Consider the following 11775-nt stretch of genomic DNA (forward strand, 5'->3'; position numbering starts at 1 on the left):
TTATTATCGGAAATGCTCAGATTTTGAGCCGTCGGTGGAACTCACCCGAACAGAGGTTAATCGGCAGCGGGTAAAGCTTTCGGTAATTCTCCATTTTGCCGATGATTTGGTCTATCGAATTCGAGAACTAAGTAACGAATTAAACGCGCTAGGGATTTTTGTAGTAAACCTTCAGCAATTTTTTGTCCCATCTGTTGGGTTTCCGGTTTAGCGATTAGTTTAGTCATCACTGGCACCATAGCCATGGCATCGAATCCTTTCGTTTCTTGTAAAATAGTAAAGATGTTGCGAAGATGCTCAAAACTCTTGGCATCACCTAACAATTCTGGGGGAGTTTCTTGTACCGCTAAACCCACCTGTTGCCGGAAATTAACTGTGAGATTAAACCAAGTGCGACGGCCGAAGTTATCGAGCGCATTGACTAACTCATTAACTAATTTTTCGCGGATAAATATACCCCTGTCTGAAAGGAGAAAATCTAACGCTTGATCGGTCACTTTCTCGAAGTTAAAATCATTAGAATCTTTAGCATTACGCAAGAGATTTTCTAAACGATTCCAGCGAAAAGTACCGTCTTTAAACAATAAATCTCGCAAGGAATCTCGCAACTCCGTGGAAGGATCGGTGAGCAGACGTTTAGCAATATAAGGATAGGCTTTACTCAGTACCTTAAAATTAGGATCGATGCCAATTGCTATTCCCTCTAAAGTCACCATCGAGCGAATAATCAGGGCATAATAGGCAGGAACTCGAAAGGGAAACTCATACATCATTGCCGACATTTTATCGGTGATACTTTTAAAGTTTAATTCTGCCACACTCGCCCCTAAAGCATTACCGAAAACTTCCGAAAAAGCGGGAACAATTGGCTCTAAATTGGTAGTTGGTGACAGGAAGTCTAACTTAACGTAATCCTTGGCCAAAGACTCAAAATCCCGGTTGACTAAATGCACCACCGCTTCGATTAAACCGTAGCGTTGATAGGGTTCAATATTGCTCATCATGCCGAAATCAAGATAAGCTAATTTACCGTCGGGAGTCGCTAATAAATTACCCGGATGGGGATCCGCATGGAAAAATCCGTGTTCAAGTAATTGACGCAAAGAACACTGCACCCCCACATTAACTAAGTGGGTGGCATCAATACCCTGGGCCTGAATTTCTTTGATATTAGTTAATTTTGTGCCGTCCACCCACTCCATGGTTAAAACCCGTCGCCCGGTATATTTCCAGTAGATTTTGGGGATGTAAATTTCGGCAATGTGACCGTAAAGTTGAGCGAATTTTTCGGCGTTTTGTCCTTCGTGAAGATAATTAATTTCTTCAAAAATGCGACTGGCTAATTCGTCGGTAATTGCCACTAAATCGGAGCGAAGTCTTTTAATATTACCTTTCACCCAAGTCGCCAAACTACGCATGATATACACATCTAAAGTTATACAGCGAATCAAATCGGGACGCTGTACTTTAACGGCGACTCTCTCTCCGGTTTTTAATTTACCTTTGTAAACTTGTCCTAGGGAAGCGGCCGCTATGGGATTGGGGGATAATTCTGCGTAAATTTCCTCGGGAGAATAACCTAATTCTTCTTCGATAAAACGATAGGCAATTTCGTTAGGAAAAGAGGGGATTTGATCCTGGAGAGTGGTTAATTCTTCTAAATATAAAGGCGGTACTAAATCAGGCCGGGTAGAGAGAGCTTGACCGATTTTAATATAGGTCGGTCCCAATTTGGTCAACATTTCCCGCAATTGTACGGCCCGTCTAATTTCATTTTTTGGCGATTTTCCCCGTAGTTTATCCCACCAGATACCGATGACAAAAGATAAAACCGGCAGGGCAATTTCGATTAATCTCCCCAAAAAGTCTAGAGGTCGCCGACGGTAATAGTCGTTAATAACTTGGGGATTGTAGCGCCAACTTTCGGCTACGTTGTCATCCATGGGGCCGATATCTTCCCGATGCTCTTCGGGAATATGGACCGGCTGCACTTCAACGGTAATCGCTTCTGGGGTTTGCGTCTCCGGGGAGATCATCTGTTCGGACATAGTTCGGTGACGGGGCAGGGTGATTTGTAAACTATTGTAACAAGTATCGGCTTTCTGCCCGATCTTGTTTCTGTCTCCCTAGTTCTATGCTCAGGTTCGTCTTCAACTTTACCCTGGAGGGTTATTGCCTCTCAAAGTATTCTACGATAGCTCTCGCTATCGATTCTGCACCATCTTTAGCCAGTTTAACCTTTAATCTGGGCGGTTGGGGGGCTTGGCGTAAAAAGTCCCAATTACCTTGAAAAAATTCTTCACTGCTAATAATTTGATGATCACTATAATCTTGAATTCCGGCCAATAAAATCGCTGATTCGGCGAAACCTTCTCGAGTGAGGGAAACAATCGGCACCTCTAATTTTAAAGCCTCGGCAAAGGTACTATATCCCGGTTTGGAAATAATTCGATCGCACAGGGGCATAAAATCCACGGGACGATAGCTCCGATCTGGTTTATCCTGTAAGCGGACTAAATTGGGCAGTTCGGGCGCGTTTTTTTCAAAAGTGATAAATTGCCAATCGGGAAAACTGGCGAGGTTATCATAGGGAATTGCTTCTAATCCTAACCCCCCAAAACTCAATAAAATAGTTTTTTCTTTGGGGGCATTTAGCTTAAATTCCTGTCGCAATTGTTCTTCACTGTAGCGGGGTGTACCCCCGGTTAAATTTGCTTCTGTAACGTGAGGAAATGCTGTCATTGCTTCTGCTAAAGGCAGTTTAAACAAGCGATCGCATTGATTATAACAACGACTAATCCAATCACTAATACTGGCAAATTCTTCACCCCAATCACGATAGATAAAATCCCAGCCGAAGTTACCAATCATCCAACAAGGAAGCCCCGCACTTTTGGCAATTAGTGCCGCTAAAGGAGGTAAATCGGCCACAACTAAACCCACACGATTAGTTTTAATAAAATTAACTTCACTGGCAATAATTGCCCTTGATTGAGCAATTATTTGTTCTAATTTTTCTTTAGTAGCTAATTTATCCATCGTTAAACTATCCGATTGGATTACCCCCACATCAAACCCCCGATGTCTTTGAATATATTCTCCGGATATATAGGAATCTAATAACCAGCGCGGGGCCGTGGTGACTAATATCGGCAAAATTTCGGGATTAAGTTCAATAATATTAGCTACTACCGAAGCACTGCGGACGGCATGGCCAAAACCATGATTAGTAACGGCAAAATAAACAACAGGACGAGACATAAATAGCAAGTAAGGTGAGAATAATAAGCGAGAAATTTTGTTTTTCAGACTGTAGATAATAATTACCCTTAGTTTTAGGGAGGCAAATGAGGCAGGATATAAATACTAGCAAAAGCATAATATTCCGCTCCTGATTGACAAGCTTCTTGCAGTAAAGATAAAGCCTCCGAGTCTCCTTGTTTTGCTAAACGTAATAATGCTAACAATCTTTTAATATATTGACTACGATAGTTAATTAATTCTTTTCGTCCACGCATACCATTGAGATCGAACAAATCTTCAACAATTTGACCACGTCGATCCCGACCATAAACACTGGCCAATTTTGCCATTTCATCCCAAACAAATTCAATATGTGTATTCGGATCGGTTACTCCATCCGTGGGGTCTATTAACAGAGGATTTCCTGTGATATCATCGAGAGGAAAATTTGTGCCTTTGTGATTGGCATCATTACATTTATCACAAGAAAGCAGTAAATTCTCCCAAGTAAAAGTCAGATCAGGATACTGGCTTTTTGGATAAAAATGTTCGATCGCTCCGTAAGTTACCACTATAATCTTACTTTCACAGTAAGCGCATTTCCCATTAAACATTTTAACTAATGCGTCTTTAACCTGCGGATGACGGTATTTATTTTGTGCTTGGTTAATTTGAGCTTTAGTTGCCTTGTTGTTTGATTTTATTGATTCTAAAGCCTCTAGCCAACGAGCGGCATTTTTAGCTAATACGGGTGGCTCTGATATTCTGGTGACAGGAATCAAGATAAACGCTCCTCTAGTAAGGCATCAATTCGGGATTCTAAACTATTAGGTTGACTAATTTCGCCAAAGGGTTTAACTTCTCGAACAAATAATGACAGTTGTTCATATTCTTGCTTTTCTTCTGCTGCCAGATTTTTATTTTTACGATTTAGTTGGTGGTAACGCTTAATTTTATTTTCTGTATCAGTGGGATAGGTTGATTTCAGACCAAAAGCAGAACTTGTTAAAGTACGATCAACATTAGCCGCTAATTCTAAATAAGGAATTTCTACAATCTCTAATTCACCCGCTACCAGATCGATTCGTAGGGTTAAAGAATTTGGCCCCGCACCAGCAGCGATTAAAGGACTATGAGTAGCGACAAAGAATTGAAGATTGGGAAAAACTTCCTGTAACCATCCAGCAATTTCCCTTTGCCAAGAAGGATGTAAATGAATATCTAACTCATCGATTAAGACGACTCCAGAAGCCTCTGTGGGGTTATCTAGATTGGGGAAGGATTGTAATAATCGCCAAATTAAATCTCCGGCTAAAGCAATCATACTCCGAAAACCATCGGATAAACTAATGGTTGGAACTTTTTGACCGTTAACTAGAAACTGAATCAAGCCATCGGCAGTTACTTCAGCAATTTCTACATTACCGGGTAACAGTTTAGTAATTGCTTCTTCGCCGATTTTTTTCATTTGTTTGGCTTGAATATCTTGGGGATTTTTGGCTATTCGATAATCTAAATACACCATCCATCTCTCAAAAGAACTTAAAGATGTATCCTCATTAAATTGGCTGAAAAAGTTGCTAGAGCGTTGCGGGGGTTCAAGACTAGGAATAATCACTTGACTCACTCGTGTCAAACGACGGAAAGCTCCATAACCGACGGCAAACCAACCATGACTATCGGAGGCAAAAGCATTGGCTCGCAACCAACCCAAAATTTTGCTATTTTCTTCGATTAATGCTGGTTCTGTATAGGTTTGTTTGTCCTTACTGCCTCCTAACTCTAACCTTTCCTTGCCTGTAACAAAATAGGAATAAGCAAAAGTTTTTCGAGTTTTATCCGTACCAAATTTTCCCGCATCCCCATCTTCTTGATGAAGCACTGCGGTTAATTTACCCGGTGTCTTGGGATTACATATCCAACCGGTCGGACGTGGTAATAATTCTTTGGCTGCTTCCGGTCCTGCGAGCAGCAAAGCTAAAGCCTGTAAAATCGTGCTTTTTCCTACTCCATTTTCTCCCAATAAAGTGATCCAATGATAAGGTTTAGCACGCCAATGACGTTGATTATTGGGATTACGAATAAATTTAATCTCTTGATTCTGGAAGCATTTAATGTTTTCGAGTGTTATACTTTCAACCCACATGGACATTCCCCCAGAGAATAACAGCGATCGATAAAATTCTAGCTTATTCGGCCACATCTAGCCCTTTTTGGCCTTCATCTCTAAATCCAGTCAAAAACCCTCTCTTCGGGGAGAGGGTAAATTAGGTTTAGGAATTTTCCTCTAATCCAAAGACGCGATTAAAAGCTTTCAAGACTTTATAACCAGAATCGATCGATTCTAGCGGATCTTTCCGCAAACGGTGACGTAAACAGAGAACAATTACCCGACGGATATCATCTACCGTCACAGTTGTCCGTCCTTCCAAAGCGGCCAGAGCTTTAGCGGCGCGATTGGTAACGATATCGCCGCGCAATCCATCCACGTCCAACTCGGAACAAACCTCGGAAATTTTCACCCGCAGATCATAATCAAGCTCCACGGAAGGCAAAAGATTTTGGGCCTCCACTAGCTTTCTTTGCAGTTCTTCCTGTTCTAAGTTGTATTTCTCTAAAAACGAGAGGGGATTGCCATCAAATTCCGCACGCTGTTCCACGATTTTGACCCGTAGAGGTGGTTCTTTGACGGTGTGAATCTCGGCGTGCATTCCGAAGCGATCGAGCAGTTGTGGGCGCAATTCTCCCTCTTCTGGGTTGCCCGATCCCACCAAAACAAACCGGGCCGGGTGACGGATGGAAATTCCTTCCCGTTCCACCGTATTCCAACCACTAGCGGCCGAATCCAATAGCACATCGACGAGGTGATCGTCAAGTAAATTAACTTCATCCACATAGAGAATGCCGCGATTAGCTTTGGCCAGCAAACCAGGTTCAAAAGCTTTTACCCCTTCTGACAGGGCCTTTTCGATGTCAATTGTGCCACAGACCCGATCCTCTGTCGCACCGAGGGGTAGATCTACCATAGTGACTTTTTTCTTGGCAATGGTCAAGGGAATGGCTTCATCCACCCTTTGCCGCACCTCATCGCTCATTAAATCGGGATCATTGGGGTCAGAATTAAAGGGATCGTTAGCAACTACGTCAATTTCTGGTAAAAGGTCGGCTAAAGCCCTAATGGTGGTCGATTTTCCCGTACCTCGATCCCCCATAATCATCACCCCGCCAATTTTGGGGTCGATGACGTTGAGCATTAGGGATAATTTCATTTCTTCCTGGCCGACAATAGCGGTGAAGGGAAAAACCACGCGGCGAGTTTTCGGAGGAGCTTGGGGAGTCACGGTCATAAGTGGATTCAAAAGTCAAGAGTTTTTGCGTAAAGAATTATATCTAGTGGGGATTCTAGCCGTCAGCTTTCAGCAAATCTTTATTATTGTAAGTCTTTTTCCCTGCTTTTTAAGATCCAGCGCCAGAGGGGATGACGCGACCCTTCGGCCCGAATTTTCTGCACCCGTTGCTCTAAGCGCAGTTTTTCTCTGGGGGAAAGTCCTAAAATAATGTTGCGACTTTGCCAGACTAACACTGCTCCTGTAATGGCAAGACAAAAGGCTAGACCGATAGAAGGCCAGTAATTGAAAGCTAAAGCGTATCTAAGGGCTGTCCAAGTAAAATATTGCCGCATTAAAGCTATATCATCCCATAAAACCCATAAACTCGCCGAACCAATCCCTAACCAACAACCCAACACGAATAACCAACGACCCCATACCGTCAGTCGATGTAATCTTTGGACTTGTTGCTGTAGTTCAGAATCGGCCATTTCAGTGAACATTGTGCATTAATCAGTGGAGGTGTGGGGGCTCTCCCAGGTTTGGTGGGTAAAATGTATTCTAAGATACAGTCTTGCGGGCGAGTGAATGGAAGGAATCACAGAGACACAAAGGACACAGAGATCGATCACTACTATATAAGTTAAACTTATCACACAAAGAATAAGAGAGCCCAGTGGGGAATTATGAATTATGAATTAGGAAGTGTTTTCAGTGAACAGTAATCAGTGAACTGAAAACTCAAATCTGATAACTGATAACTGATAACTGATAACTGATAACTGATAACTGATAACTGATAACTGATAACTGAATTATCCCTTGACAATTGCCCCAAAATCTGCTAGGACTCGGGCGTGATTTCGCAGTAAACCCAACAGATTTAAACGATTGCGACGGACAGATTCTTTTTCGGCCATGACTAACACACTATTTTCGCCATCAAAAAAGTCAGCCACCAGGGGAGAAATTGCCGTTAAAGCAGTGACGAGACGCTGATAATCTCTTTGCTCTCTTGCGCTGATAGTTTCGGGAATTAGGGCAATTAAAGCGTCATAAAATGCTGGTTCGGAGGATTGTTCAAATAACTCCGTATTGATGATTCCCTTGGCTTCTAGGGTAGTTGTATCTAAATCTCCTTTTTGTGCTAAACGGGTCGAGCGATTGACGGTTTCATAGATGTTGGCTAACTGACCATCCTGACGAATTTGGCATAAAAAGCGGGCGCGTTCACGGGTATCTAATAAATTTTCTAAAGCGCGAGACTTATACTCCGGATCGTTTTCCCCTAAAACTGCATTAACGAGATCATAATCTATCCTCAAATCATCAATTAAGAGAGTTTGCAGACGTTGTAAAAAGAAATCTTTAATCAGATTGGCCGGGTTGGGTTTATCGGGATGACAGGTAACAAAATCCTTAGCTATCTGCTCAATTAATGCCAAAAGATTGATATTAAAATTGGCTGACCAGATAATACTAATTATTGCATTGGCAGCCCGACGGAGAGCGAAGGGATCTGAGGAACCAGTGGGCAGCATTCCCAGTCCAAAAATACCGACTAAAGTATCTAAGCGATCGGCAATTCCCACCACTTGACCAGTTATTGTTTCCGGGAGTATATCCCCGGCATTGCGAGGCAGATAATGTTCAAAAATGCCCCGGGCAACTACAGCCGATTCACCACTAATTAAAGCATATTTTTCGGCCATTACTCCCTGTAATTCGGGGAATTCGTAAACCATTTGGGTAACTAAATCCGCTTTACAAAGCATGGCAGTGGACTCTATATCACTGCGACTTTGTTCATCGAGATTTAACTGTTCGACGATCATCTGGGCAATTTCCATAATCCGATCAACTTTATCGCGCATGGTTCCCAATTCTTCTTGGAAAGTGACGGTTTCCAGTTGGGGAAGGAAACTATCTAAGGGTTCATCACAATCGGCAGTATAGAAAAATCTGGCATCAGCTAACCGTGCGCGGATAACCCTTTCATTTCCTGCGGAGATAATCTCAGATTTCTGGGGATCGCCATTGGAAATAGTGATGAAATAGGGTGACAAACCCTGGGGAGTTTTCACCGGGAAATAACGCTGATGTGTCACCATCACGGTAATAATTACTTCTGGGGGTAATTCCAGAAATTCATCGTCAAATTTGCCGACAATTGCCGTGGGATATTCGACTAAGTTAGTCACTTCTGCTAATAAATCTGCGGGAATTTCTGCCACTCCCTTGAGTTTTTTGGCCAGGGTGGTAATCTGAGCGGTAATTATCTGTTGACGCACTTGCGGATCCGCTTCCACAAAAATCGATCGCAAACTGGTTAAATATGCCTGGGGATGACTAATAGCTAGGGATTGCGGGTGTAGAATGCGATGACCAAACGTTAATCGATCGCTGGTTAAAGTGGTAGAGCCATTAATTAATTCTAGGGGCAAAACTTCCCCATCCACTAAAGTTAATAACCAACGAATTGGCCGGGGAAATCTTAAATCTCCATCTCCCCAACGCATAAAACGTCTTCCTTCCAAACGGGTAATCCATTGGGGAATTAATTCAGTTAAAATCTCGGCTGTTGGACGACCTGGAATCGTTTTTTCAATATAGACAAATTCTCCTTTGTCTGTGGCACGAATGGAGAAAGCAGCGGTGCTAACTCCCTGTTTTCGAGCAAAACCCTCACCAGCGGGGGTAATTTGGCCATTTTTGTAGGCGGCACTAACTGGCGGTCCTTTTATCTCCTCGCTGCGAGCTTCTTGCTCCGTCGGTAATCCTGTGATTAACACGGCCAAACGGCGCGGGGTTGCGTAAACTTGAATAGCAGTCGCGTCCAGAGATTCCGTCTCTAAACTCTTGCTAACTCTTTCCCGCCATTGTGCGATCGCGCTATCGACAAAATCTGCGGGTAGTTCTTCTGTACCGACTTCCAGTAAAAAATCCATCTGATTGATTGGCCGTGTTTATGCTTCACCAATCATCTAGGCTATCACAGAAGCCGTGTCCTTAGTTTTTGACTGGTGTTGTTCGACTTTTTGGGTTAGGGTAAAAGAGGCAGCAAATTGGAATCAGCGACGATGGGAAAGATTAATTTATTAGTCAGTGCCACCTCTGAGGATTGGATAGAACAGGCAATTAATAATTTAGAGATTATTCTGCTCGATCATTCCCATTGTGAGCGAAAAGCGGCAGGAGTGGCCTTAAATCTCATGTTTCGTTATCCTTCCTACGCTTCCCTCGTGCGGAAATTAACAGCGATCGCCCAAGAGGAATTAGAACATTTTGAACAGGTCAATCAATGGTTAGATAAATGGGGAATTCCCCTCGCTCCCTTGAATTCTCCCCCCTATGGTGCTAAATTAAAGGCCCAGATTCGTCACCAAGAACCCGATCGCCTTTTGGATTCGCTGTTAATATCAGCTTTAATCGAGGCGCGTTCCCACGAAAGATTGGGTTTATTGGGAGAATATTGTCCTGATCCCGATTTAGGCAAATTTTATCGCAGTTTAATGGCTTCCGAAGCGCGTCATTATGGTATTTATTGGCTATTAGCAGCGGATTATTTTGAACGGACAGTGATCGAGCAACGCTTAGAAACCCTAGGGGCGCTCGAAAGTGAAATTCTCACTACTCTGCACCCGGAACCTCGTATTCATAGTTGATTGCACTAATAGAGACAATGGCTGCAGCTCACATTTGCAGAAATACGGACAATTAGCAATTATCAGTGACTCTTAAATTATTACAAATATATCGGCAGCTGCCTGTAAGCATCCCACCGAAAAACTAATGCGCTTCGGGGTTTGGGGACGGCGCTTGCGTCCCCAACGGGTAGGGTTGATTCATGAATCAACCCTACCATGAATCAACCCTAGGATTGAGTGATCAAATCGGAAGTAATAACCAATTTTAGAAGATAGTTTCCCTTTAAAAATCCCAACTCAGTAGATTTACAAAAATGAGATGCACCCAGGGACAAACCCTATCTAAATTACTCGTTCAACTCAATTTCTCTCTTAGAAAAGGGTAAATCTTGATTGATTGCCTCGATTTCTTCCTGTTCCATTTGATTAATTTCTTGGATATAATTGCGGAGAATTTGAGTCATTTTGCCATGATAAAAACGGTGTAAACTGTGATTAGCAGTGGCAGGAAAACCCCGTCTTTTTTTATGTTGTCCTCCCGCACCGGGGTCAAACATGGTAATACCTTGACTAATTGCCCAATCGATCGGTTGATAGTAACAAGCTTCAAAATGTAAACAGTCGTACTCTTGAAAACTGCCCCAGTAACGACCATAAAGATTAGTATCTTTGCGAATACAAAAAGATAAACCCACCGGTTTAGTATCCTTTTCATTTTGGTAGGCAGTAATCAAAACCACTCGCTGACGATAATTCGGATATAATTGTTCAAAAAATTTGTGTGTCAGGTATTTACTTCCCCAGTAAAATTTATCACAGGTACTGCTATAAAACCGATAAATTAACGGGAATAAATGATGGGGAATTTCTTCGGCAGCTAGAGTTTTAATAATTAACCCCGCATTAGTCACCGCTTTCCGTTCCCGTTTAATGTTGCGCCGTTGATTAGCATTAAAAACCGTCAGATAATCTTCAAAACTTTGAAAACCTTTGTTATTCCAGATATAACTATGGTGTAACCAGGGAGTAAAGCCAAAATTTTCCATTAAAATTCGCCACTGGGGATCCACAAAAAGAAAATGACAACCCGACAGATTATTTTGATCACAAAAATGATCAATAGCCGCTATCATTAAAGCAGTAATTTCCAGTTCATTTTCCCCCGGAGCAATTAAAAAACGATAACCCACCGCCGGAGTAAAAGGGGTCATTCCTAACAGTTTTGGATAGTATCTAATCCCCAAACGATGGGAAAGATCTGCCCATTGGTGGTCAAAGACAAATTCACCGTAACTATGACTTTTAATATACAAAGGAGCGGCGGCAATTAACTCAGCACCGCACCAAACTGTGAGATGAGCAGGTTGCCACCCCGTCCGTCCCGTGGCGCTGCCGGAAGTTTCGATATTATGTAACCATTCCCACTCTAGAAAGGGAGTAGTTAGGGGTTGAGCGAGAGCATCCCATTTTTGTTGGGGAATCTCACTCATTTTATCAATCCAAACGACAGAATATTGGGGTTTAAGCTGTTCTACCATGGGACAAGATAAGTCAAC

At 42.5% G+C, this 11775-nt stretch carries 9 protein-coding genes and 1 pseudogene; 1 reads left to right on the plus strand and 9 read right to left on the minus strand.

The annotated features are described in order from the left end of the window. Positions 1–56: 56 nt before the first annotated feature. The 7 genes from MAE_RS21205 to glyS all read right to left on the minus strand — a co-directional run bounded on the left by MAE_RS21205 (position 57) and on the right by glyS (position 9520). Positions 57–2048 carry an ABC1 kinase family protein gene (locus tag MAE_RS21205; protein ID WP_012267363.1) on the minus strand — a complete coding sequence of 664 codons (1992 nt, stop codon included), beginning with the start codon at positions 2046–2048 and terminating at the stop codon, positions 57–59. Between the two features lie 121 nt (positions 2049–2169). Further along, positions 2170–3261: a glycosyl transferase gene (locus MAE_RS21210; RefSeq protein ID WP_041804254.1), complete on the minus strand. Its 1092-nt coding sequence runs from the start codon at positions 3259–3261 to the stop codon at positions 2170–2172. Between the two features lie 74 nt (positions 3262–3335). Then, entirely contained in the window at positions 3336–4025 is a 690-nt protein-coding gene (locus MAE_RS21215; protein WP_041804255.1) for a retron system putative HNH endonuclease, read from the minus strand. Beyond that, on the minus strand, positions 4022–5389 hold the full coding sequence (locus tag MAE_RS21220) for an AAA family ATPase (RefSeq protein ID WP_041804257.1): 1368 nt from the start codon (positions 5387–5389) through the stop codon (positions 4022–4024). Before MAE_RS21220 ends, MAE_RS21215 begins: the two co-directional genes overlap by 4 nt. Before the next feature lie 127 nt (positions 5390–5516). Then, the gene (bchI, locus tag MAE_RS21225) at positions 5517–6590 is read right to left on the minus strand and encodes a magnesium chelatase ATPase subunit I (RefSeq protein WP_002803387.1); all 1074 of its coding nucleotides are present in this window, start codon (positions 6588–6590) and stop codon (positions 5517–5519) included. Between the two features lie 83 nt (positions 6591–6673). Continuing rightward, entirely contained in the window at positions 6674–7063 is a 390-nt protein-coding gene (locus tag MAE_RS21230) for a hypothetical protein (RefSeq protein ID WP_012267367.1), read from the minus strand. 324 nt (positions 7064–7387) lie between these two features. Next, positions 7388–9520 carry a glycine--tRNA ligase subunit beta gene (gene glyS / locus MAE_RS21235; RefSeq protein WP_012267368.1) on the minus strand — a complete coding sequence of 711 codons (2133 nt, stop codon included), beginning with the start codon at positions 9518–9520 and terminating at the stop codon, positions 7388–7390. A 132-nt stretch (positions 9521–9652) separates the two neighbouring features. Between glyS and MAE_RS21240 the strand changes: the two genes are divergently transcribed. Further along, positions 9653–10237: a tRNA-(ms[2]io[6]A)-hydroxylase gene (locus tag MAE_RS21240; protein ID WP_012267369.1), complete on the plus strand. Its 585-nt coding sequence runs from the start codon at positions 9653–9655 to the stop codon at positions 10235–10237. Positions 10238–10309: 72 nt separating this feature from the next. Here the strand turns inward: MAE_RS21240 and MAE_RS36540 are convergent. Both MAE_RS36540 and MAE_RS21245 read right to left on the minus strand, forming a co-directional pair. Beyond that, positions 10310–10515: pseudogene (locus tag MAE_RS36540) on the minus strand (hypothetical protein). A 51-nt stretch (positions 10516–10566) separates the two neighbouring features. Then, on the minus strand, positions 10567–11757 hold the full coding sequence (locus tag MAE_RS21245; RefSeq protein WP_012267370.1) for a GNAT family N-acetyltransferase: 1191 nt from the start codon (positions 11755–11757) through the stop codon (positions 10567–10569). Between the last annotated feature and the right edge of the window lie 18 nt (positions 11758–11775).

Origin of the sequence: Microcystis aeruginosa NIES-843 (assembly GCF_000010625.1) — a bacterium.
Lineage (GTDB): Bacteria > Cyanobacteriota > Cyanobacteriia > Cyanobacteriales > Microcystaceae > Microcystis > Microcystis aeruginosa.

What these genes read in the sequence shown, in the direction of transcription:
- MAE_RS21230 (WP_012267367.1), bottom strand. Translation starts at nt 7,063, where the DNA reads ATGGCCGATTCTGAACTACAGCAACAAGTCCAAAGATTACATCGACTG.
- MAE_RS21245 (WP_012267370.1), bottom strand. Translation starts at nt 11,757, where the DNA reads ATGGTAGAACAGCTTAAACCCCAATATTCTGTCGTTTGGATTGATAAA.
- bchI (WP_002803387.1), bottom strand. Translation starts at nt 6,590, where the DNA reads ATGACCGTGACTCCCCAAGCTCCTCCGAAAACTCGCCGCGTGGTTTTT.
- glyS (WP_012267368.1), bottom strand. Translation starts at nt 9,520, where the DNA reads ATGGATTTTTTACTGGAAGTCGGTACAGAAGAACTACCCGCAGATTTT.
- MAE_RS21210 (WP_041804254.1), bottom strand. Translation starts at nt 3,261, where the DNA reads ATGTCTCGTCCTGTTGTTTATTTTGCCGTTACTAATCATGGTTTTGGC.
- MAE_RS21205 (WP_012267363.1), bottom strand. Translation starts at nt 2,048, where the DNA reads ATGTCCGAACAGATGATCTCCCCGGAGACGCAAACCCCAGAAGCGATT.
- MAE_RS21220 (WP_041804257.1), bottom strand. Translation starts at nt 5,389, where the DNA reads ATGTGGGTTGAAAGTATAACACTCGAAAACATTAAATGCTTCCAGAAT.
- MAE_RS21240 (WP_012267369.1), top strand. Translation starts at nt 9,653, where the DNA reads ATGGGAAAGATTAATTTATTAGTCAGTGCCACCTCTGAGGATTGGATA.